Raw genomic sequence first — 20,951 nt, 5'->3', positions numbered from 1 at the left:
TTCAGTGCTCCGTTCCGTGCGGCGCGGTGAGCACCGCGAAACCGTCGAAGTCATGACGGCGTACCGGGACGCCGAACATGTCGGTGGAGGCGAACGGACGAGTACGTCCGTCCCGTACGGCCGCGAACGCATCGGCGACCCGGCCCACGAAGTCCGCCGACTCCCGGTGCCGCAGGTTGTGACCGAGCAGCGCGGTGGCGACGGGCAGCTCGGCCAGGCGGCGCGTCGAGGCGGCGAAGGCGGTCACATCGGCGCCCGGCACATGGGCGAAGAAGGTACCGCTGATCAGCGTGTCCCCGGCCAGCAGCAGCCCGGTCTCCGGCTCCCACAGGCAGACGCCGTCCGGAGAGTGCCCGGGGGTGTGGAGCACCTCGAGGCGCCGGCCGCCCAGGTCGAGGACGTCTCCTTCGCGCAGCAGCCGGGTGGGGCGTACGGCCTCGATCCGCCAGCCGGCCAGGTCGGGAACCGGACGCACCTCTACGCGGGAGTCGGTCAGGAAGAACCCGCCGACGTCCAGGGTGTGGAACTCCTCGTACCGCTTCCGCAGGCCGTGCGCGATGTGCGCGTACGCCTCCAGCCACTCGCGCGGAGCCGGATCTTTGTGCAGTGCGGCGCCGGTGGCGTGTACGGCGATGTCCTCGGCGTACCCGGCCACGGAGGCGTTGCCGCCGCGGTGGTCGAAGTGGTGGTGGGAGTTGACGACGAGCAGCGGCAGCCGGGTCAGCCGTCGTACCCGCTCGCCGATGTCGCCGACCCCCATGCCGGTGTCGTAGAGCAGGGCCAGTTCATCGCCGAGCACGAGGTAGCTGTTGACGTGGCCGGGCTCGGCGATCACGAACGCGGCCGGGCCGGTCTCGGCGACCTGGAACCAGTCGGACCCGCTCACGCGGCACCGAGCGCGTGATAGCGGCGGTCGTGATGCACGAGTGCCGTCGGTCCGCCCGTGCCGGGCACGACGTGCTCGACGGCCGCGACGATCAGCTGGTGGTCCCCCGCCGGGAGGTCGCGCACGACGCGGCAGAGGACCGCGTACGAACTGTGCGCGAGCAGGAGGGGTAGTCCGCCGCGCTCCTCGGCCGACCACTCCAGCTCCGCGAACCGGTCCGCGGAGCGGTCGGCGAAGCGCCGCGAGACGTGCTCGCCGCCGGCGTGCAGGATGTTCAGCGCGAACCTGCGGCTGTCGAGCAGCGAGGTCAGCGTGCGGCCGCGGCGGCCCACTCCGATGGCCACCAGCTGCGGTTCGCGGCTGACGCTCATCACGGCGGTGCTGGTGAAGCCGACCGGGCGCCCGTCGGCCGTCAGGGCGGTGACGACACAGACGCCTCCGGCGAGGGCGGCCATGGCGTCGAGGAAGCCGGAGTCCGGCGGGGAGTCGACGGGACGGTCGGAGGTGGCCGCGGCCATGAGAGCTCCCTATGGGCTGGACGGGACGGGAAAGCACGTACGCCGCGTGCGACGCGATGGACTCGACGGCATCTAGAATGTTCGTGCCATCAACATTGAGCGTAGAGCCCTGGTGTTTCACCGGCGTAAAACCTCTCCCCAGGCCGCCGGGGCCCCGATGGCCCGCCGACCCCGACCCTTTAGGATTCCTGCCATGCCGGCCCAACCCGCCCACAGCACATCGCCCGCCGCCGAGGACGCGGACGCGCCGTTGCGCGCCGAACTCGGCAGCGCGATCCGCCAGTTGCGCAAGGAGCGGGGGCTGACCCTTGTCCAACTCGCCGAGCGCGCCGCGCTCTCCCACCCGTTCCTCAGCCAGCTGGAGCGGGGACTGACCCGGCCGAGCATGCCGTCCCTGCACCGCATCGCCCGCGCCCTCGGCACCACACAGCAGGCACTCATGGCCGCAGCGGTGGTGCCGCAACCCGACGCCTCGGCCGACTCGGCCCACCTGGTGCGCTCGGGCGAGGGCCTGCCCGTGGACAACCCCGGCGGCACGGCGCGCATGCTCGGCGCCCCTGCCTACTCCGTCCACCCCGTGGAGTACACCGGGACCCGGGAGCGGTTCGAGGAGTACTACGACCACCCCGGCGACGAGTTCGTCTACGTCGTTGCCGGGGAGATCGAGATCGACCTGCACACCGGGGACGGACCTCGTCTCCACGTGCTCGGCCCGGGCGACAGCATCTGCTACCCCGGAGGAACTCCCCACCGCTGGCGCGCCGTCGGTGACGGTTCACGGGTGCGGCTCCTCACCGTCCAGAACGCGACGGGCGAAGCCGACCGCCACTCCTGACGCGGACACGAGCAGGCCTGTTCGCAAGCCTGTCCGGCTGCTGCGCAGGGTGGAGCCGCCCGTGGCCGCAGGCTCCGGCGAGCACCTCGGTCCGGGTCACGCCACCCGTCTCCGCACCACCGCGACCGCCGCCCCGGGCGTTGGCCTCCCTGCGGGACCTGGCCGTCGGCGCGCTCCGCCTGGCGGGGCGGGACAGCATCGCCGAGAGCCTGCACCATCACGGCGGGGACATGGCCCGGCCGCTGGCGATCCTCGAACTCACGTGATCATTCCCGGACGATCGCGAGAACGACGGAGCCCTGAACTTCTGGCCGATCGATCGATGCCTGTGAGCATGAGGGAGCCGATCCTGGCCGCGGCCGTAGGAGCTCGCGCTCGATCAGCCGCACCATGGGGCCGCCCTGGTGCGGCCGGTTCCGAAAGGGCCCACCCACATGAGCGGCTCACATATGCGGCCCTCTCGGAACCTGAAGCTCTTGGCGGCAGCCGAACGAAGCCGTACCGCAGGGCCGCCGGAGCCGACCGGGAACGACAATCCGCGTCACGTGGCGCGGGTCAGCAGCGGCATGGCAACCTCGTCGACCAGATACTCGACGAACTCCGCATCCAGGGGCAGGCCGAGCAGAGCGTGGCGCATGAACAGGGCCGGCACACAGAGCTCGTCGATGAATCGCACGTCCTGGCCCGGGGCGAGTTCTCCACGCCGTTCTGCGCGCTCGCAGACAGCCCGGACGGGCGGTACGGCGGGGATCAGCAAGGGGCGCAGCAGCGCCGCGAGCTCAGCGTCATTGCGCATGGTGACGAAAAGACCGCTGATCACGGCGCCTGGCTCGCCCCCCATCCACTGGGCGAGCAACTGGAGGTATGCCAGGAGGTCGCCGCGCAGCGTGCCGGTGTCCGGTACCTGCAGGTCTTCGGCCGGGCGCAAGCTCATGGCCGTGGTCACCAGTTCCGCCTTGGTGGGCCAGTGCCGGTACAGCGTGGCCTTGCTCGTCCTGGCGCGGGTCGCCACTGCCTCGTAGTGCAGTCCCTGGTAACCGGACTCGGCGAGTATCTCGTAGACGGCTCGCAGGATGGTCCGCTCACGGCTTGCCGAGAGCCTCTTGGCAGGCCGGGCGACCGCCGCGGTCGATGCCGCCGGCTCAGACATGGCACCCCCTCGCTCTACAACATGGACAATCTCGGCGCGTGCCCGAACGCTCATCCCACAACGGCGGAGTCGGGCAGTTGTTGCAACAAAGTCGACGCTTTGGACGACTCCTTGATCCTTTACAGGATACGCGGCAGTCGACGCAGCCACCCAACGGCTCCGAGGTCGGGTCACCGCTACTGACCAGGGATGATGCCGGTTCTGGCGGCCAACGGGGCCGGATTCACGTTCTGGCCCCGCTGTGCCGGCAGCTCCGGTGCCGCACCCGGCACCGGAGCTGTTCGCGCGGTCAGCCGAGTCCGTCGGCGCCGACCTGGACAGCGGACTCGTCCAGCAGTGAGCTGCTCACCGGCTGCTGCCGTCCGTCGAGGTCGAGAACCGGGGTCGCCTCCTTGTACCAGGACTCGATCACCGCGTTGCCCCAGAAGTCGCGGCGGCGGTCGTCGTTGACGTTCCACCGGTACGTCTCGTGGTCCGGGTCGCCGGTGTAGTAGTCGGAGGTGTAGATCTCCACCCGGTGGCCGTCGGGATCGCGCAGGTAGACGTAGAAGGCGTTGGAGACACCATGTCGGCCGGGCCCGCGCTCGATGTGCTTCTCCTCGTGCAGCGCGCCGAAGATGTCGGCGGTGCGCAGCACCTGGTGGGACTCGTGGGTGGCGACGCCCAGGTGGTGCAGGCGGGGGCCGGCCCCGCCGGTGAAGGCGACGTCGTGGACGGTCTGTTTGCGGTACATCCAGGCCGCGTACAGCTCGTGCTCGTCACCCTCGATGGTCTCCGAGCAGCCGAAGCCGAGGGACTGGTAGTGGGCGTAGGCGGCGGGGATGTCGGGGGTGCAGATGTTGAAGTGGTCCAGGCGGGCGATCTGGGCGCCGCGGTGGAGGTCGTACCGCTGGATGAGGCGCTCACCCCGCTCGATCTCGTGGAAGAACTCGACCGGGAAGCCGAGCGGGTCGACGACGCGTACGGCGTCCCCGACTCCGACCGCGCCCTCGCCCTTCTTCAACCGCTTGACGGGGCGGCCGAGTTGGCGGAAGAACTTCTCCGCCTTGTCGACGTCCTCGGGGGTGCGGACGCGGTAGGAGATGTGGTCGAGAGCGGCGATCTCGCCCTTGCGCAGCACGAGCGAGTGATGGGTGAGCTCATCCGTCCCGCGCAGGTAGAGGGAGTCGGCATCCTCGTACTGGACGTGGAATCCGAGCATGTCCACCCAGAACCAGCGGGCCCTGGCCAGGTCGGTGACGGCGAGCTGGGCGTAGGCGGAGCGCACGACGTCCGGTGCGGCTGTTCCAGTCATCAGACGGCTCCGAATCGTGGGGTGTGGACGTCACCGAGGGCGACGTGGACGATCTTGGACTCGGTGTAGAAGTCGATGCTGTGGGCGCCGCCTTCCCGGCCGACGCCGGAAGCCTTCACACCACCGAAGGGGGTGCGCAGGTCACGGACGTTGTGCGAGTTGATCCAGACCATGCCGGACTCGACGGCGTGCGCGATGCGGTGGCCGCGCTTGAGGTCCGAGGTCCAGATGTACGCGGCCAGGCCGAACTGGGTGGCGTTGGCCAGCTCGATCGCCTCGGTCTCGTCGTCGAAGGGCGCGACGGCCACGACGGGGCCGAAGATCTCCTCCTGGAAGATCCGGGCGTCACGGGACACGTCGGCGAACACGGTCGGCTGGAGGTAGTTGCCCTCGGTGAGGTGGTCCGGGCGGGCGCCGCCCGCCGCCAGCCGGGCTTCCTTCTTGCCGATCTCGACGTAGTTCAGGACGCGCTCGTAGTGCTCCGTGTGGACCAGCGCGCCCACCTCGGTGGCGGGGTCGGAGGGCAGGCCGACCCTGACACGGTCGGCTCGCTCGGCGAGGCGGCGGGTGAACTCCTCGTACAGCGGGCGCTCGACGAGCACCCGGGAACCCGCCGTGCAGCGTTCGCCGTTGAGCGAGAACACGCCGAAGACCACGGAGTCCAGGGCCGCCTCGACGTCGGCGTCGGCGAAGACGACGACCGGGGACTTGCCGCCCAGCTCCATCGACGTGGTCTTGAGGTGCTCGGCCGAGGAACGGATGATGTGGCGGCCCGTGTCGGTCGAGCCCGTGAAGGAGATCAGCGGCACGTCGGGGTGGTCGACGAGGGCCTGCCCGGCCTCCTCGCCGATGCCGTGGACGATGTTCACGACTCCGGCGGGCACGCCCGCCTCGGCGAAGATCTCCGGCCAGAGCGAGGCCGACAGGGGCGTCCACTCGGCTGGCTTGAGGATGAGCGTGCAACCGGAGGCGAGGGCCGGCGCGAGCTTCCAGCTCTCCAGCATGAACGGGGTGTTCCACGGGGTGATGAGGCCGGCGACCCCGACCGCGGTGCGCACCACGTAGCTGAACTGCTCACCGCCCTGCCGGAAGGCCTCCTCGCCGAGCGCGACGATGACGTCGGCGAAGTAGCGGAAGTTCTCCGCGGCGCGCCGGGCCTGGCCCTTGGCCTGGGTGATCGGCAGACCCGAGTCGTAGGACTCGAACAGGGCGAGGCGGTCGTGGCGGGCCTCGACGGCGTCGGCGATGCGGTACAGGACGCGAGCGCGTTCGCGGTTGGATATCGACGACCAGCCGGGGAAGGCGGCCCGCGCTGCCTCGACGGCACGCTGGACGTCGTCCCGCGCACCACGTGCGGCCTGTGTGTAGGCGGTGTTGGACACCGGGTCGGTGACGTCGAAGGTGCGGCCGTCGGCCGCGTCGACGAGTTCGCCACCGATCCAGTGCCGGATGGTCGAGGGCAGGCCCTCGGGGACGGTGCTCACTTGTCGGCTCCGTTCGCTTGCGTTGCGAGCTGCTGCGTCAGGTCCCCGCCCTCGGCCAGGAGGGTGCGGATGCGGGCCAGGCCCGGGGCGGTGGGCGTGATGAGCGGCGGCCGTACGTGAGGCGAGGCGATCCGTCCCTGCTGGGCGAGGACCCACTTCGCCGGGGCCGGGTTGGTCTCCACGAACAGCAGGTCCACCAGCGGGTGCAGGCGGTAGTGCAGGTCCCGTGCGCCGTCGAAGTCCCCCGACTCCCACAGCTCGTACATCCTGGCCACGGCGGTCGGCGCCAGGTTGGCCACGGCGCTGACGAAGCCCGCGCCGCCCAGGGCGAGCAGCGGCAGGCAGAGGAGTTCGATGCCGGACCACACCAGCAGCGAGCGGCCGCAGGCGTGCAGCACGCGGGAGAAGTGCTCGAAGTCCTTGGTGGTCTCCTTGACTCCGACGAAGTTGTCGAAGTCGGTGAACAGCCGCCTCACCGTCTCGGGGGCGATGTCGACCGCCGTGCGGGAGGGCACGTTGTACGCGACGATCGGCAGGTCCGGGAACTCCCGGGCCACCCTGGCATACCACTCGTACAGCGCCTCCTGGGTGGGGCGCGCGTAGTAGGGGGTGATCACCAGGGCCGCGTCCGCGCCCAGGTCCTGGGCGGCGGCCGTCAGCTCCAGGGTCTCGTTCAGCTTGTGCGAGCCGGTGCCGGGCAGGAAGGGCACCCGGTCGCCGGTCTCCTCGACGGCCGTACGCATGGCGGCGATCCGCTCGGCGACGGTCTGTGCGCTGGGCTCGCCGGTGGAGCCGCCGAGTGAGATGCCGTGCGAACCGGACTCCAGCTGGAAGCGGATCAGGGAGCGCAGGCTGTCGTGGTCGACGGCACCATCGTCGGTGAACGGGGTGACGACCGGGGCGATGGATCCGCGGATGGTGGCGGGATCACTGCGGAACTTCATGCGGTTTCTCCTTGCGACTCTTGCGAAGGGGCCTTGCTGCGGCGCCATTGCTCGAATGGTTCGAGCCAGTCGGGGCCGAGGGGATACAGCCCGTCGACGCTGTGCCCGGCACGCACCTGCTCGGTGATGAAGCGCTCTCGCAGCTCCTGCTGACGGCAGTCGGCGATCAGCTCCTCGGCCAGGTCAGGTGGTACGACCACGACACCGTCCGCGTCACCGACGATCAGGTCGCCCGGCTGCACCAGGGCGCCGCCGCAGGCGATGGGCACGCCCGAGTCCCACGGGACGTGGCGGCGGCCCAGGACGGAGGGGTGCTCCCCGCCGTGGTAGACGGGCAAGCCGAGTTCGGTGACCGCGGCGCTGTCGCGCAGGCCGCCGTCGGTGACGACGCCTGCCGCACCACGCGTCTGGGCGCGCAGCGCGAGGATGTCGCCGAGGGTCCCGGCGGAGGTATCGCGGCGGGCGTCCATGACGAGCACGTGGCCCGGCCTCAGCTCCTCGATCGCCCGCTTCTGGGCGTTCATGCCGTTGCCGTACTTCTTGAAGAGGTCCTCGCGCAGCGGCAGATAGCGCAGGGTGTGCGCGACGCCGACCATGATCCGGTCCGGCAGCGTGGGGCGGACGCCGTCGATGGACATGTGCGGCAGGCCGCGGGCACGGAGCTGCGCGCTGAGGGTGGCGACGGCGACCGAGCGCAGCCCCTCCTCCAACTGCTTGTCCAGCAGGGGCGCAGGAGTCCACGCCGTCCCGTACGCGGCCTCCCGCTCCGCCGGATCGGCCTTGGGCATCGCCCCGTACGGCTCCAGCGCGGGCCCGGCGGCGACGGGATTGCGGAGGCGGCCGGTGGACAGCCCGTTTCCGGTCACCTCGACCTCGACCACATCACCGGGGGCGACCACGGAGGCCCCGGCCGGCGTGCCGGTGAGGATGACGTCCCCCGGCTCCAGGGTGATCTGCCTCGACAGGTCCGCGATCAGCTCGCCGAACGGGAACAGCAGGGTGTCCGTGGTGTCGTCCTGGACCAGTTCGCCGTTGACCCAGGTCTGCAACCGGAGGGCGGCCGGGTCGAGTTGGCGTGCGTCCAGCAGTCGCGGCCCGATCGGCGTGAAGCCGTCTCCGCCCTTGGAGCGGAGGTTGGAGCCGCGGTCGGCGTAGCGCAGGTCGTACACGCCCGCGTCGTTGGCGGCGGTCACCCATCGCACGTACTGCCAGCCGTCCTCGGGCCTCACCCGCTGCGCGCGCGAGCCGATGACGAGGGCGATCTCGCCTTCGAAGCCCAGGAGTTCGCATCCCTCGGGACGGACGAGTGCGTCCTTGGTGCCCGCCAACGACGAGGGTGGCTTGAGGAAGTAGGACGGATGGGCGGGGATCCGGCCGCGCTCCTTGGCGCGGCTTGGGTAGTTGAGATGCAGAGCGATGATCTTCGACGGGGAGTTTCCGAGCGGGTGCGTCATGTCGTCCGTCCGGAATCAGGCGCGGTCGAGGAAGGTCTGGACCCTGGCCTTGTACGGCTCGCGGTCGTAGCTCTTCACGTACGCGCCGGCCATGCGGACGGGGTCACCGAAGAAGTAGTACTCGTACAGGGCCTGGCGGCTGGAGAAGGCGGAGATGCAGGTGTCCCACACCAGGCGGAAGAGCTTCACGCGCTCGGGGCCGGACAGGGTGGCGGACTGCAGGTACGCCTCGATGTCGGCGGCAGCGGGCCCCTGGATGTCGAGTTCGGTCGGGGTGGCCATCAGGCCGGAGGCGCCGAGCTTGCGCAGGATCTGCGGGAAGCGCTGGTAGAGCTTGGGGTAGAGGTTGCGGGCGGCGTTCAGCGGGGCGAAGGCCGGGGTGAGGACCCCGTACTCGTTGACCTCGGCGTCCGCCTCGGCGGCGCGCAGGAAGGCCCGCAGCATCTCCAGCGTGGTGATGATCTCGGCGACGTCCTCCTGGACGTGCTGGAACTGCTCGATGCCGATGGCCTCGGTCAGCAGGGACACCAGTCCGAGGATGTACTCGGTCTTGGCGGTGGTGCGGGTGACGACCTGGTGGGTCATGTGCACCACGGAGGCGGTCTGGGAGTAGAAGCCGTTGCACAGTTCGGCGTCGCCGAGGGCGAAGCAGCGCTCGTACGGCACGTGGACGTCGTCGAAGACGACGACGCAGTCCGACTCCTCGAAGCGGGAGGCGAGGGGGTGGTCGTGCCGGGGGCGGTCGTAGTCCAGCGGTTCGCGGGCGATGTAGCGCAGGCCGGGGGTGTCGTTCGGGATGGCGAAGGCGTACGAGTACGGCTTGTCCTCGGGGGTGCCGCGGAGCACGGTCGAGGGGAAGACGAGCATCTCGTCGGCGAAGGGGGCGATGGTGGCGAGCATGCGCGCTCCGCGGATCACCACGCCGTTGTCGTCCTCCTTCACGATGCGGGCCGCGAGCTTGCCGCCGGCCTGCTGGGTACCGGCCACGGCCCGGTTGACCTGCGGCGGGATCAGCGTGTGCGTGCACAGCAGGTCCTCTTCGCGGGCCTTCTCGTAGTAGCGGCGGATGTTCTCGCCGAAAGCGGGGTTGGCCTGGGCGAACCAGTCGGCGGCCGAGGCGAGCGCCATCAGGGAGCTGTTCATGTAGTCGCCGGTGCGGCCGAGCATGCCGTTGCTGTGGTCGGCCCACACCTTGAACGCCTTGCGGCGCTTGACCAGGTCGTCCGGGGTCTTCGGGGTGAGGAAGGACGTGCCGACCGGCTCACCGGACGTGGGCGAGGTGTAGGTGAGGACGTCCTTGTGCTCGTCCGAGTGCTGGAGGTCGAACAGTTCGGCGTAGGTCTGGACGACGTTGCGGAAGGCGGGGTGGTCCTGGATGCCGCCGGTGACGGTCTCGCCCTGGATGTGGACGGTCGGGCGGGAGGCGGCGAGGCGCTCCAGGTATTCCTTGCCGGTGCGTGCGGCCATGGTGGTTCTCCTGTGAGGTGATCAGCGGGGGGGGCGGTTCAGATGAGGTGTTCGATGCCGTCGGTGGACTCGGCCGCCGTGCCGAAGCGGCTCCAGGCGTAGGTGAGGGCGTCGCCGTCGCGGTGGCCGAGGTCGGTGACGCGGCCGACGAGGAGGGTGTGGTCTCCGCCGTCGTACGCCTGCCATGGCTCGCACTCCACCCATGCCAGGGGGTTCGTGAGGCGGGGCACCCGGGCCGCGGTCGCCCAGCGGGGCTCGGTGGCACCCTGTGCCCCGGCGAACAGCCGGGCCACCGGCTCCTGTTCGGCGCCGAGGATGTTGACGCAGAAGGAGCTGTCGATCAGCTGGTCGTGGCAGCGGGCGCGTCGGGCGACGCTGACGAGCACCAGCGCGGGATCGGCGGAGACCGACGTGAAGGAGTTCATGGTCGCGCCCCGGGGACCGTCCTCGCCCGCGTACGTCACGACGGTGACGCCGGTGGCGAACCGGGACATGCAGGCGCGCAGGGCGCCAGGGCTGGGAGGGGCAAGGGAGCGGGACATGAGGAGGACTCCTTGGGTCGATCGTCGGCTGTGCCCTTTGGCAAAGGGCCGGGGAGGGGGCGGCGCCGGCCCAGCAGGGCTGGGGACGAAGCGGGCAAGATCCTGATCAAAGCATGTAATCAAAGCTTTGATTATTTGGACGGTACCTGTGCCGACCGCTCCTGGGAAGGCCGGAGCGGAGAATTCAGTGGCCGCGGACGATCCACTCCTCCAGATGCGGAGCCTCGGCCCCGATGGTCGTGGTCGCTCCGTGCCCGGTGAGCACCCGGGTGTCCGGCGGCAGGGGCAGGAGTTCGCTGCGGATCGAACGGATGATGGTGGGGAAGTCCGAGAACGACCGTCCGGTGGCCCCCGGGCCGCCGGCGAAGAGCGTGTCGCCGGTGAAGACGGTGCCGAGGTCCGGCGCGTACAGACAGATGGCCCCGGGGCTGTGGCCGGGAGTGTGCAGCACGATGAGTTCCGTACCGGCGACCGTGAGCCGACGCCGGTCGGAAAGGTAACCGTCCGGGGATCTGTCCGGGTGGACGTTCCGCCACAGGATGCGGTCGTCCAGGTGCAGAAGGATCGGCGCACCGGTGCGGGCGGCGAGCGCCGGAGCGGCGTTGATGTGGTCGTTGTGCCCGTGCGTGCACACGATCGCGGTCAGCCGACGCTCGCCGACGGCTGCGGCGATCGGGTCCGCGTCGTGGGAGGCGTCGATGACGAGGGCCTCCTCGTCGTTCCCGACGATCCAGACGTTGTTGTCCACTTCCCACGTACCGCCGTCGAGGGTGAACTCCCCGGTGGTGACGACGTGTTCGACTCGTGCGGCCACTCAGAACACCACCACGGACCGCAGCACCTCACCTGAGTGCATCTTCTCGAAGGCCTTCTCCACCTCGTCGAGGTTGATCGTTTCGGTGACGAAGGCGTCCAGGTCCAGTCGCCCTTGCCGGTACAGGTCGACCAGCATCGGAAAGTCCCTCGAGGGCAGGCAGTCGCCGTACCAGGAGGACTTCAGCGCCCCACCGCGGCCGAAGACGTCCAGCAGCGGCAGCTCCAGCTTCATGTCCGGCGTCGGGACTCCCACCAGCACGACGGTTCCGGCCAGGTCACGGGCGTGGAAGGCCTGCTGGTACGTCTCCGGACGGCCGACGGCATCGATCACCACGTCCGCTCCGTGCCCGCCGGTGAGCTCGCGGATCGCCGTCACGGGGTCGGTGTCGCGGGAGTTGACGGTGTGTGTGGCGCCGAAGGTCTCGGCCAGGGCCAGCTTCCGGTCGTCGATGTCCACCGCGATGATCCTGGCCGCTCCGGCGAGGCGGGCACCGGCGATCGCCGCGTCGCCGACGCCGCCGCAGCCGATCACCGCGACGCTCTGTCCCCTGGTGACCGGTGCGGTGTTGAGCGCGGCTCCCAGCCCGGCCATGAGCCCGCAGCCGAGGAGGCCGGCCGCTTCGGGCCGGACCTGGGGGACTTTCGTGCACTGGCCGGCGGCCACGAGGGTCTTCTCCGCGAAGGCCCCGATACCGAGGGCGGGCGCCAGCTCCGTGCCGTCCTTCAGCGTCATCCTCTGCCGTGCGTTGTGCGTGTCGAAGCAGTACCAGGGCTGCCCGCGCCGACAGGCGCGGCACCGCCCGCACACCGCCCGCCAGTTGAGGATGACGAAATCACCGGGGGCGACGTCGGTGACGTCTTCACCGACCGCTTCGACGACTCCCGCGGCCTCGTGGCCTAGCAGGAAGGGGAAGTCGTCCCCGATGGCGCCCTCCCGGTAGTGCAGGTCGGTGTGGCACACCCCGCAGGCCTGCACCCGCACCAGGGCCTCCCCCGGTCCGGGGTCGGGCACCAGGATGGTCTCCACCGAGACAGGGGCGCCTTTGCTGCGGGCCACGACAGCGCGGACTTCATGAGACATGTCTGTGTTCCTCTGGAAAGTTGAGTGGGTCGCCGACGCGTCGGCTGGGCTACCGGATGCTCCAGGCGCCGCGGAGATCCCGCCGCAGCCGCCCGAACTCCCGTGGGCTGTCGACCGCGAGGACGCCGGAGATCTCGCCGTCGCGCCGGTACACGGCTGCGAAGCTGTCGTCGAACGAGCCCGAGACGAGTTCGAGCACGTCGTCGACGCCGGGTCGGCCGGCGATCTGGAGGTGGACGCCGTACTGGTCCGACCACACATAGGGCAGCGGGTCGTGGACCGGTTGCGCCGTGGGGTCCTGCCCTCGCAACGTGGCCAGCAGCGATCCGGCCGCGATGACCGGCATGTCCCGCGCGTTGGTCCAGTGCTCGATGCGCAGCCGCCCCCCGCGGCAGCGGTACGCGGCCACGTCGCCCGCCGCGACGACCCCGGGCACGGTGGTCCGGCACCACTCGTCCGTGAGAACGCCGTTGTCGCAGGCGACACCGGAACCCGTCAGCCACTCGGTGTTGGGCGCGGCTCCCACGCCGACGACCACCACGTCCGCGAGAAGGGAGCGGCCGTCGGACAGCTCCACCGCTCGCACCCCGTCCTCGCCGACGAGGCCCGTGACACCCACGCCGGTCACCAGAGCGACCCCGTGGTCCGTGTGCAGGCGACCCAGGATGCCGGCGGCATGCGGCCCCAACTGACGTAGCAGCGGCTTTTGTTCGTACTCGACGATGGTCACCTCGTGTCCGAGGGCACGCGCCGAGGAGGCGACCTCCGCGCCGATGAACCCGCCTCCCACCACGACGACCCGGCCGGGCCGGGACAGGTCCTCGCGCAGTCGGTGTGCGTCGTCGAGCGTGCGGAGGGTGTGCACCCCACGCAGCCGCGGCATTCCGGGGAGTGTGCGAGCGCGGGCTCCCGTCGCGATGACCACACCGTCCGCGTGCAGGCCTCGCCCGTCGGCGAGGGTGAGCGCGCGTGAGGCCGGATCGAGAGCGGTGGCGCGGGTACCGAGCAGCCATTCGGCGTCGAGCACGGCACGCAGGTCTTCGTCCGTCAGCGCGATGTCCTGGCTCTCGCACTTGCCCAGCAGCACCTGCTTGGACAACGGAGGCCTGTCATAGGGCTGCGCGGCCTCCTCGCCGACCAGCACGAGACGCCCGTCGTAGCCGTCGGCGCGGAGGGCTTCGGCGGCTCTGACACCGGCCAGCCCGGTGCCGACGACGGCGATCGTGGTCATCGCGCGGTCTCCATGGTCGGAGCCAAGGACGTTGCGTCGACGCACACCATGCCGTCGACGACCTGCACGACATGTGTACGGATGGGCCGCCGCGCGGGCGGGCAGTCGGGCTTGCCGGTGCGCAGGTCGAAACGCGACTCGTGCAACGGGCATTCGATCTCGTGGCCGTCGAGCCAGCCGTCGGACAGCGAGGCGGTCTCGTGGGAGCAGGTGTCGTCGATACAGAAGACACGTTCGCCGACCTTGACGAGTGCCAGCGGAACCGGCACGTCGGGCCTGGCGATCCGGGTGACCACACCGGGGGTGAGGTCCGCGATCGGACAGAGCTGGATCACTGCGCCGCTCCCTTCACGCCCTGGGCGTCGTGACGCATGAGGACCGATTCCGGTCCGCGGAACATCCAGCCGACGAGGTTCGGAGTGCTGGTGACGCGCAGCCCGGTGAGCGCGCCGAACAGTGCGGGCACCGCGGTACGGAGCTGCTCCCGCGCCAGATAGGTGCCGAGGCAGTAGTGGGCGCCGAGCGAGAAGGCGAGGTGGTCCGACAGTCCGGGACGGTCGATGTCGAAGGCGTCGGGGGCGGCGAACTTCCGGCCGTCCCGGTTGGCCGACGCGGCGAGCGCGAGCAGCTTGTCCCCGGCCCGCAGGGTCACGTCCCCCACCGTGTGGTCGACGGCGAGCTGGCGCGGGAAGGCTCCGACGGGGGTGAGCCAGCGCATCGTCTCCTCGATGGCCGCGTCGAGGGCCTCGGAGTCGGCCAGCACGCGGTCGCGCAGCTGAGGCTGTTCACACAGCTGCCAGACCAGGGTGGCCAGCGCGTGCCAGGGCTCGTTGAAGCCGCCGGAGATCATCAGACGCACCTGAGTGGCGATCTCCTCGGCCGTCAGCGGTTCGGCGAGCTCGGCGTGCACCATCGCGGAGATCACGGTGTGGTCCGGTAGGGCCGTCACGCGGGCGACTGCCTCGCGGACCAGCTCCCCCACCTCGGCCCTGGCGCGTCCGGCCCGTTCCCAGACCTCCGCGTCGTCGTCGTGGTTGGCCAGGCCCGCGATGAAGGCACGCGACCACTCGACCACCTGCTCGGTGGTCACGTCGGGCAGCCCCGCCGTCCGCGTCAGCGCCTGAGCGGCGAACGGCGCCGCGAAGTCCGTCACCAGGTCGAACTCCGGCTTCTCGGCCAACCGCGCGGCGAGTTCCGTGGCGTGCGAGGTGAGCCCCGCCGACCACTGCTGACGCACGTTGCGGCGCTTCAGCGGGCCGTCCACCGCCGAGCGCAGCCTGCGGTGGGCGTCGCCGTCGGTTCGGATCATGACCAGACCCATGGTGCGTTCGGCGAGGGAGTTCACCTGGTGCGCGGAGAAGATCTCGGGGTGCTCGTCGACGAAGACGACGTCCTCGTAGCGGCTGACGAGCCACAGACCGAGCCCGTCCGACCAGGCCCAGGGCTCGTCGTCCCTGAGTTCGCGGTAGACGGGATACGGGTCGGCGTAGAGGTCCTTGCTGGTGAGATTACGTGCGATGGGCATTGCGGCTCCTCACGTGTCGGCCACATCCGGACAGGGGATGTCGGCCGCATCGGGCTGCAACGACTGTGCGGTACGCCGCCTGAGCACGGAATACCCTGGAAACCAGCAATGCGCCGACAACAACCACAGGAATCCTGAGGTATGGACCATGACGCTCTCACTGCGCCAGCTCCGGTTCTTCGTGGCGGCGGCCGAGGCCGGAACCATCGCGGGCGCCGCGGCACGCGAGCACATCTCCCAGTCGACGATCGCCCTGGCCGTCAGCGAGCTCGAGCGCACCCTCGGCGTCCAGCTGTTCCTACGCCGTCAGGCCAAAGGGCTGACGATCACTCAGGCCGGCCTGGCCGTGCTCGCCGACGCGCGCCCGTTGCTCGCCCACGCGGACGAACTGGTCTCCAGTGCACGCAACCTGGGCGGGGAGCTCTCGGGGAACCTGACGGTCGGCTGCTACACGACCCTGGCCCCGTTCCTGATGCCCGGCGTCCTGGAGGGCTTCGCCACCGAGCATCCGACGGTGCGGCTGAGCTTCGCGGAGGGCACTCAGGTGGAACTGCAGGAGAAACTTCTCGACGGCAGCTGCGAGATGGCCCTGCTGTACGACCTCGACCTGCAGCCGGGCATTCAGCAGGAGACGCTGTACATCACCCGGCCGCATCTGCTCCTGCCCCGCGCACACCCTCTGGCCGGACAGGGGCCGGTGAGCCTGCACGACCTCGCCGACGAACCGATGGTCATGCTCGACAACCCGCCGAGTCGGCACTACTTCACGGAGCTGCTCGCTTCACTCGGCATACGGCCTGTGATCCGGCACACGACGAGCAGCTTCGAGACGGTGCGGTCACTGGTGGCGCGGGGCCTCGGCTACTCACTTCTGATCCAGCGGCCGGCCTCCGGCATCAGCCACGAGGGCGTACCGCTGGCCGAATGCGAGATCCGGGAGGAGGTGCCGGACATGCCCGTGCTGCTCGCCTGGCCCGCCCGCGCCAACCTCACCAGACGCGCCAAGGCGTTCGCCGACTTCTGCCGCCGGGCCCTTGCGGACGGACCGGTACGGCCGGCGGTCGGGGATCGCACGTGATCGGCTTCGGGGGTATCTCGGTGTAGCCACCCTTGCCGAAAAGCGCGCACGGGATTGCGGACGGTGCGGCCGCCACTTAATGTGAGCATGAATCGAAACGATACGTACCGCATCGAAGGGAGTGGGCCGGTCGCCCGACTCGTGCCCACCGGATCCCCCGCGACCTGCTCGGCCTCGCCGTCAATGAGCCCATGCGCGCGAGGAGATGGCGTGTTTCGGCCTGTCGTGCGCCCCCTTCCTCCGGTCGACCGGCTCACCCGCAAGGAGCTTCCCCATGGCCGTGTATCTCACCGACGACGACGTCCGTTCCCTGCTCGACTGGGAGTCCGCGCTGAAGGCTCTGCACGAGGCCTACGCCGCCCCGGTCTCCGAAGCGCACTTCCCCCCGCGGACGATGGCCAGGGGCGAGGAGGAATGGATGCGCACCCTCAGCGGGATACTCCCGAGCAGCGGTGTGATGGGAGCCAAGCTCATCGCCGTGTCGAACGGCAAGCGGCGGGGCGCCTACCTCGTGACGCTGTTCGACCTTGAGACCACGGAGCTCGTCGCCCTGCTGGACGGCCGGTCGATCACGGGCTTCCGTACCGCGGCGACCTCGGCCCTCGCCGTCCGGTACCTGGCACCGCAGAGGCCGCTCTCGGTCGCCGTCATCGGCTCGGGGTTCGAGGCGACGAATCACCTTCGGGCCCTGGCCGCGACGCGGGAGCTCACCTCCGTACGGGTCTACAGTCCGAGCGCGGCGAGCCGAGCCCGGTTCGCCGGGTCGTTCACCGACCTGGCGACCGAGGTGGTCCCCGCCGAGACGCCCGAGGACGCGGTCGACGGCGTGGATCTGGTGCTGTGCGCCGCCCGGTCCCGTGACGAGACGCCCACCGTTCGCGGCGCCTGGCTCAAGGCGGGCACGACCGTCGTGTCCATCGGGTCGACACTGCCCGAGCAGCGTGAACTCGACCCTGTCGCCATCGACCGCGCGGATGTCGTGGTGTGCGACCTTGTCGATGAAGTCGCCCACGAGACCGGCGACTTCATCGCCGCACGGGCCGAGGGCCTGGAGTTCACCGACAAGCTCGTTTCTCTCGCCGACGTGGTCTCCGGTCGCGCACCGGGCCGGACCGGAACCGATGACATCGTGCTCTACAAGTCGGTCGGGTCCGCTCTGCAGGATCTGACCGTGGCGGCGCTGTGCGCGCGTCTCGCGGGCGAACGGGGCGCCGGCGTGTCGCTGGACGCCCGTGTCAGCCGTGCCTTTCAAGAACACTGAACGGACATCAGGCCCTTGAGCCGGGCCACTACGGCCCCCGGGGGTGGTAGCCGCAGAGCAGCCACCCCGGGGGGCGGTCCGAACTCGCCGACGCCGACGCGGCCTCGTGCGTGATGTCACCCGTCTCAGGGGATAGTCCGTAAGACCACGGGGCGCGACTGGGAAAGCACGTTGTGCGGGTCGTACTTACCCTTGGCCGCGAGCAAGGCCGCCCAGGCATCACCGAAGTACCCCTCCCCGTCCCGACGGGTGTAGCCGAACCCCCGATGACGTCGGCCGCTCCGCGGGTACCGCATCCGCCGCCACGAGGTTGCTCGTCGTCCTGCACCGGTGTCGCGGTAACAGGCGGTACTACCGAAGCGGGGACGCCGAGCCGTCGAGCCAGGCCGGCTCGCGCAGGACGCCGGCCTGGGCTCCGAGCGCGGTGACGACGGCTCCGTCAGATCTTCACGCAGACCGGGCGCACGACCGAGGTCAAGCAGCGCCTCTTTGCCGCCATCGCCACATCGCTGGCACGGGTGGGTGTGGCCCCGGCGAGGACGTCTTCATCGGATACGTTGAGAACACCCCCGCCGACTGGTCCTTCGGCTCGGCCGCGCCCAGTACATCGAAGGCGATCTCCGCGCCTCCGCTGTAGCGGCCGCGTCCTGACCACCGACTGCCACCCGCCCGCGGAGCACGCGGCGCTCTGGGGGGCGGTGGCTGCGTGGTGGACGGCGGCGGCCAGGGGCGAGGGTCACGCCAGAGGGCCGCCCAGCAGTTCCGTGACGGTCGTGACGCGGACGAGCGGCCGGTACAGGTCCATGACGTGCAGGGCCTGGGCGTGATAGTCGTCGTCCACGCCCGCGCAGGCGTCGGCGACGACCAGCACCTCCACTCCGGCGTCGGCGGCGGCGAGCGCCGTGGACAGTACGCAGCAGTCTGTGCTGACGCCTGCCAGGACCAGGCGGCCTCCTGGTGCGGCTCGGGCGGCGAGTTCGGGGGTCCACTTGCCGAGAGTGGACGCGTCGAGGACGTCGTGCGCGAGGGGCGCGAACTCGTCCGTCAGCCGCCAGAGCGGGGCGTCGGGCGGTTGGAGCGCGAAGGGCCAGCGGTCGTAGTAGGCGCGCCAGGCGCCGGTGGGCTGCGCGGGGGCGATGAAGCGGGTGAAGGTGACACGCTCGCCGAAGGCCGGCAGCAAGCGTCGTACGCCTGCTGCCGCCTCGGTGTAGCGGGGAGCCGCCCAGGGGCTCGCGGGGTCGGCGAAGACGTCCTGCATGTCGATGACGGCAAGCCAGCCGGTCGTCATACGGTCACCGCCCCCTCCTGTGCGCGGACGCGGTCCCGGCCCAGGGCCGGCGTGCCGAGGAAGCCGCGGGCGGTGGCAGTGGCAGGCAGGGGGAACAGCGGCGGGACGGCGGGCACCTCGCCGTAACGGTCGTCGGGGTGGTGGAGGGACAGCGGTCGGTCCGCTGTCGTGTCGGCTCGGTGTTCCGTCATCGTCGACCTGTCTGTCCTGGTGAGCGGGTGGGTGGGGTGGCGGGAGAGTAGCCGACGCCGCGATCCACGGAGGGGGCGGCAGGGGGTCCAGCGGGAGTGGCTCTCCCCCGCGGCCGGAATCGGCTCAGGCACCGACCTCAGTGACGCGTAACGCGAAGGGGACTGGAAGGGGCGAAGACGGAGAGCGGGATGACCGCCGTCGGGTCGTCCTTCCGTGCGCAGACTCGTTCAGAGGAGTCTAACCAAGAGAAAGTTTGTTTCACAACAGTAGACAGGGGCGTCATGGGACAGCTCCGCGGCTGATCAAGGCCGAGCTTCAGTGCTGGGGGCTGTCCCCGAAGGCCGTCACAGGGAGGAACCGGGTGGGGAGACCTCTTGGGTGTCACGGCCGGATTTCCGCCGTGGAGGGTCCCCGTAAGCCGAAGGGCCGGGTCCGCCTCCGAAGGGGCGGACCCGGCCCTGAGGTTCCGTCAGGACACAGCAGCCGTCGATTCGCTGGAGCCCAGCTCGGACGAACCTCGGGAAGAGCCCCGCACCCACAGCGGCTTCAGCCGGTACGTCAGCAGGTACAGCACCGCGCCCGCTCCGGCCGCGACGAACATGCTCAGGTCGCCCGCCCCCGGATACGCGGCCGAGAAGGGGCCGGTGTAGAAGCTGGACTGCCAGAACGGCACCGAGGCGGCCACCCCGCCTGCCCACGAGACGAAGCCCCAGTCCAGCACCCGGCGGCGGTCGTAGAGCTCGGAAATACGGGCCGGGTCGGAGCGGCCGCCCAGATAGAAGTCGAGGAGCAGCACGGCCGCGAAGGGCGCGATGAAGTACGCGGTCAGGTTGAGGAACACCTTGAACTTGTCCTCCGTGCCCGCCTCGCCCCACAGGCTGATCGCGTAGGCCAGCAGACAGATGACGGTGACCGCCTGGGAGCGGCTGACCGGGATCTTCAGCGTCTGGACGGAGATCGCGCCACCGTAGACGTTGAGGAAGTTCTGCGCGAGGGCGGACAGGCCGACGGCGAGCAGGGCGGGCACGGCGAAGGGGCCGGCCAGTTCGTGCAGGGCGCTGATCGAGTCCGAGCTGGTCGTGCTGCCGCCGACGACCACGCCCAGGATGCCCAGCCAGCAGATGGTGACGAAGTTGCCGAGGCCGGTGTACCAGGCGGTGCGGGTGACGACCTCGGGGGTGTCCGGCAGATAGCGGGAATAGTCCGAGGCGAACGGCGCCCAGGCAACCAGGAAGGACAGGAACCAGCCACCGAAGGTGACCCAGCCGCCGGCGGAGCCGATGTAGCCGGCCGCCTTCGGGTCGGCGTGGAACAGGCTTCCGCCGCGCACGACCGCGACCACGGTGATGAGGAGGAAGAGCGGGGTGAGGACGTAGGTCAGCGCCTTCTGGAGGTAGTTGATCATGTTGTATCCGTAGATCGACACCACCAGCTCGACCGCCGTGAGTACCGCGCCACACAGCCAGAACGGCAGATGTGTCAGCTCGGCGAACGCCTTGCCGCCCAGGATGACGGTGACCGCCGCCCAGCCGATCCCGGCGAACACGTTGATGTATGCCACGGGCAGGAAGTTGCCGAAGAATCCGAGCGGGCCGCGCGCCTGGACCTGCTGCGCCACGCCGAGCCGTACACCCATCCGGGACATAACGGCCATCAGCAGCGAGCCGAGCGCCGCCCCGACGACGATGGCCGTGACGGCGGCGCCGAAGCTCAGCCCGAACCAGGCCGCACTGAAGCCGAGCAGGATGATCGGGAAGTTGAGACCGGCCGCGAACCAGACGAAGAACTGCGAGCTGGGCTTGCCGTGCCGTTCGCTGTCGGGGATGTGGTCGATCCCGAAGGGCTCGATCTTGGTGACCGCGCTGCCGTAGACCGGCGCCGGTGTTCCGTCTGTCATGCGGTGCT

At 70.1% G+C, this 20,951-nt stretch carries 21 protein-coding genes; 4 read left to right on the top strand and 17 right to left on the bottom strand.

From position 1 onward, the window contains the following. Position 1: 1 nt before the first annotated feature. Together ACZ5XS_RS19885 and ACZ5XS_RS19880 are read right to left on the bottom strand one after the other, a co-directional pair. On the bottom strand, positions 2-886 hold the full coding sequence (locus tag ACZ5XS_RS19885; protein WP_468653002.1) for an MBL fold metallo-hydrolase: 885 nt from the start codon (positions 884-886) through the stop codon (positions 2-4). Then, complete coding sequence (locus ACZ5XS_RS19880) at positions 883-1,404, bottom strand: flavin reductase family protein (protein WP_468653000.1); 522 nt, start codon at positions 1,402-1,404, stop codon at positions 883-885. Before ACZ5XS_RS19880 ends, ACZ5XS_RS19885 begins: the two co-directional genes overlap by 4 nt. 193 nt (positions 1,405-1,597) lie before the next feature. On the opposite strand from ACZ5XS_RS19880, the gene ACZ5XS_RS19875 reads away from it, so the two are divergent. Continuing rightward, a complete protein-coding gene (locus tag ACZ5XS_RS19875; RefSeq protein ID WP_468652998.1) occupies positions 1,598-2,239 on the top strand; it encodes a helix-turn-helix domain-containing protein in 642 nt (213 codons plus the stop codon). A gap of 140 nt (positions 2,240-2,379) precedes the next feature. Further along, positions 2,380-2,505 (top strand): hypothetical protein, encoded by a 126-nt coding sequence (locus ACZ5XS_RS19870; RefSeq protein ID WP_468652996.1) that lies wholly within the window; start codon positions 2,380-2,382, stop codon positions 2,503-2,505. Between the two features lie 275 nt (positions 2,506-2,780). Here ACZ5XS_RS19870 and ACZ5XS_RS19865 read toward each other — a convergent pair whose 3' ends face one another. The 12 genes from ACZ5XS_RS19865 to ACZ5XS_RS19810 all read right to left on the bottom strand — a co-directional run bounded on the left by ACZ5XS_RS19865 (position 2,781) and on the right by ACZ5XS_RS19810 (position 15,227). After that, the gene (locus ACZ5XS_RS19865) at positions 2,781-3,389 is read right to left on the bottom strand and encodes a TetR/AcrR family transcriptional regulator (protein ID WP_468652994.1); all 609 of its coding nucleotides are present in this window, start codon (positions 3,387-3,389) and stop codon (positions 2,781-2,783) included. Between the two features lie 289 nt (positions 3,390-3,678). Continuing rightward, positions 3,679-4,683 (bottom strand): 3,4-dihydroxyphenylacetate 2,3-dioxygenase, encoded by a 1,005-nt coding sequence (gene hpaD / locus ACZ5XS_RS19860; protein WP_468652992.1) that lies wholly within the window; start codon positions 4,681-4,683, stop codon positions 3,679-3,681. Beyond that, positions 4,683-6,167 (bottom strand): 5-carboxymethyl-2-hydroxymuconate semialdehyde dehydrogenase, encoded by a 1,485-nt coding sequence (gene hpaE / locus ACZ5XS_RS19855; RefSeq protein ID WP_468652990.1) that lies wholly within the window; start codon positions 6,165-6,167, stop codon positions 4,683-4,685. The genes hpaD and hpaE overlap by 1 nt, the downstream gene beginning before the upstream one ends. Beyond that, positions 6,164-7,111 carry a 4-hydroxy-tetrahydrodipicolinate synthase gene (gene dapA / locus ACZ5XS_RS19850; RefSeq protein WP_468652988.1) on the bottom strand — a complete coding sequence of 316 codons (948 nt, stop codon included), beginning with the start codon at positions 7,109-7,111 and terminating at the stop codon, positions 6,164-6,166. Before dapA ends, hpaE begins: the two co-directional genes overlap by 4 nt. Next, positions 7,108-8,565: a fumarylacetoacetate hydrolase family protein gene (locus tag ACZ5XS_RS19845; RefSeq protein WP_468652986.1), complete on the bottom strand. Its 1,458-nt coding sequence runs from the start codon at positions 8,563-8,565 to the stop codon at positions 7,108-7,110. Before ACZ5XS_RS19845 ends, dapA begins: the two co-directional genes overlap by 4 nt. Positions 8,566-8,580: 15 nt before the next feature. Further along, positions 8,581-10,032: a 4-hydroxyphenylacetate 3-monooxygenase, oxygenase component gene (hpaB, locus tag ACZ5XS_RS19840; RefSeq protein ID WP_468652984.1), complete on the bottom strand. Its 1,452-nt coding sequence runs from the start codon at positions 10,030-10,032 to the stop codon at positions 8,581-8,583. Positions 10,033-10,070: 38 nt separating this feature from the next. Further along, entirely contained in the window at positions 10,071-10,574 is a 504-nt protein-coding gene (locus ACZ5XS_RS19835) for a flavin reductase family protein (protein ID WP_468652982.1), read from the bottom strand. 184 nt (positions 10,575-10,758) lie between these two features. Continuing rightward, positions 10,759-11,388, bottom strand: a complete 630-nt coding sequence (locus ACZ5XS_RS19830) for an MBL fold metallo-hydrolase (protein ID WP_468652980.1) — start codon at positions 11,386-11,388, stop codon at positions 10,759-10,761. Continuing rightward, positions 11,389-12,471 carry an S-(hydroxymethyl)mycothiol dehydrogenase gene (locus ACZ5XS_RS19825; protein WP_468652978.1) on the bottom strand — a complete coding sequence of 361 codons (1,083 nt, stop codon included), beginning with the start codon at positions 12,469-12,471 and terminating at the stop codon, positions 11,389-11,391. Between the two features lie 49 nt (positions 12,472-12,520). Then, the gene (locus ACZ5XS_RS19820; RefSeq protein ID WP_468652976.1) at positions 12,521-13,702 is read right to left on the bottom strand and encodes an NAD(P)/FAD-dependent oxidoreductase; all 1,182 of its coding nucleotides are present in this window, start codon (positions 13,700-13,702) and stop codon (positions 12,521-12,523) included. Beyond that, a complete protein-coding gene (locus ACZ5XS_RS19815) occupies positions 13,699-14,037 on the bottom strand; it encodes a bifunctional 3-phenylpropionate/cinnamic acid dioxygenase ferredoxin subunit (RefSeq protein WP_468652974.1) in 339 nt (112 codons plus the stop codon). Before ACZ5XS_RS19815 ends, ACZ5XS_RS19820 begins: the two co-directional genes overlap by 4 nt. Next, positions 14,034-15,227, bottom strand: a complete 1,194-nt coding sequence (locus ACZ5XS_RS19810) for a cytochrome P450 (RefSeq protein ID WP_468652972.1) — start codon at positions 15,225-15,227, stop codon at positions 14,034-14,036. The genes ACZ5XS_RS19815 and ACZ5XS_RS19810 overlap by 4 nt, the downstream gene beginning before the upstream one ends. A gap of 148 nt (positions 15,228-15,375) precedes the next feature. Between ACZ5XS_RS19810 and ACZ5XS_RS19805 the strand changes: the two genes are divergently transcribed. Together ACZ5XS_RS19805 and ACZ5XS_RS19800 are read left to right on the top strand one after the other, a co-directional pair. After that, the gene (locus ACZ5XS_RS19805) at positions 15,376-16,305 is read left to right on the top strand and encodes a LysR family transcriptional regulator (protein ID WP_468652970.1); all 930 of its coding nucleotides are present in this window, start codon (positions 15,376-15,378) and stop codon (positions 16,303-16,305) included. 274 nt (positions 16,306-16,579) lie between these two features. Continuing rightward, complete coding sequence (locus ACZ5XS_RS19800) at positions 16,580-17,566, top strand: ornithine cyclodeaminase family protein (RefSeq protein ID WP_468652969.1); 987 nt, start codon at positions 16,580-16,582, stop codon at positions 17,564-17,566. A 736-nt stretch (positions 17,567-18,302) separates the two neighbouring features. Here ACZ5XS_RS19800 and ACZ5XS_RS19795 read toward each other — a convergent pair. The 3 genes from ACZ5XS_RS19795 to ACZ5XS_RS19785 form a co-directional block, all read right to left on the bottom strand. After that, complete coding sequence (locus ACZ5XS_RS19795) at positions 18,303-18,854, bottom strand: cysteine hydrolase family protein (RefSeq protein WP_468652967.1); 552 nt, start codon at positions 18,852-18,854, stop codon at positions 18,303-18,305. Continuing rightward, positions 18,851-19,045 (bottom strand): hypothetical protein, encoded by a 195-nt coding sequence (locus ACZ5XS_RS19790; protein WP_468652965.1) that lies wholly within the window; start codon positions 19,043-19,045, stop codon positions 18,851-18,853. Before ACZ5XS_RS19790 ends, ACZ5XS_RS19795 begins: the two co-directional genes overlap by 4 nt. 470 nt (positions 19,046-19,515) lie before the next feature. Then, entirely contained in the window at positions 19,516-20,943 is a 1,428-nt protein-coding gene (locus ACZ5XS_RS19785) for a purine-cytosine permease family protein (RefSeq protein WP_468652963.1), read from the bottom strand. Positions 20,944-20,951: the final 8 nt, after the last annotated feature.

This window comes from Streptomyces sp. NPDC033131 (assembly GCF_055578365.1).
This window is presented reverse-complemented; position numbering and strand designations above follow the sequence as displayed.

Excerpts from the sequence above, each read along its gene's own strand:
- ACZ5XS_RS19820 (WP_468652976.1), bottom strand. The coding sequence starts at position 13,702 with ATGACCACGATCGCCGTCGTCGGCACCGGGCTGGCCGGTGTCAGAGCC.
- ACZ5XS_RS19785 (WP_468652963.1), bottom strand. The coding sequence starts at position 20,943 with ATGACAGACGGAACACCGGCGCCGGTCTACGGCAGCGCGGTCACCAAG.
- ACZ5XS_RS19795 (WP_468652967.1), bottom strand. The coding sequence starts at position 18,854 with ATGACGACCGGCTGGCTTGCCGTCATCGACATGCAGGACGTCTTCGCC.
- ACZ5XS_RS19805 (WP_468652970.1), top strand. The coding sequence starts at position 15,376 with ATGACGCTCTCACTGCGCCAGCTCCGGTTCTTCGTGGCGGCGGCCGAG.
- ACZ5XS_RS19865 (WP_468652994.1), bottom strand. The coding sequence starts at position 3,389 with ATGTCTGAGCCGGCGGCATCGACCGCGGCGGTCGCCCGGCCTGCCAAG.
- ACZ5XS_RS19800 (WP_468652969.1), top strand. The coding sequence starts at position 16,580 with ATGGCCGTGTATCTCACCGACGACGACGTCCGTTCCCTGCTCGACTGG.
- hpaD (WP_468652992.1), bottom strand. The coding sequence starts at position 4,683 with ATGACTGGAACAGCCGCACCGGACGTCGTGCGCTCCGCCTACGCCCAG.
- ACZ5XS_RS19845 (WP_468652986.1), bottom strand. The coding sequence starts at position 8,565 with ATGACGCACCCGCTCGGAAACTCCCCGTCGAAGATCATCGCTCTGCAT.
- ACZ5XS_RS19875 (WP_468652998.1), top strand. The coding sequence starts at position 1,598 with ATGCCGGCCCAACCCGCCCACAGCACATCGCCCGCCGCCGAGGACGCG.
- ACZ5XS_RS19810 (WP_468652972.1), bottom strand. The coding sequence starts at position 15,227 with ATGCCCATCGCACGTAATCTCACCAGCAAGGACCTCTACGCCGACCCG.
- hpaB (WP_468652984.1), bottom strand. The coding sequence starts at position 10,032 with ATGGCCGCACGCACCGGCAAGGAATACCTGGAGCGCCTCGCCGCCTCC.
- dapA (WP_468652988.1), bottom strand. The coding sequence starts at position 7,111 with ATGAAGTTCCGCAGTGATCCCGCCACCATCCGCGGATCCATCGCCCCG.
- ACZ5XS_RS19835 (WP_468652982.1), bottom strand. The coding sequence starts at position 10,574 with ATGTCCCGCTCCCTTGCCCCTCCCAGCCCTGGCGCCCTGCGCGCCTGC.
- ACZ5XS_RS19790 (WP_468652965.1), bottom strand. The coding sequence starts at position 19,045 with ATGACGGAACACCGAGCCGACACGACAGCGGACCGACCGCTGTCCCTC.
- ACZ5XS_RS19825 (WP_468652978.1), bottom strand. The coding sequence starts at position 12,471 with ATGTCTCATGAAGTCCGCGCTGTCGTGGCCCGCAGCAAAGGCGCCCCT.
- ACZ5XS_RS19880 (WP_468653000.1), bottom strand. The coding sequence starts at position 1,404 with ATGGCCGCGGCCACCTCCGACCGTCCCGTCGACTCCCCGCCGGACTCC.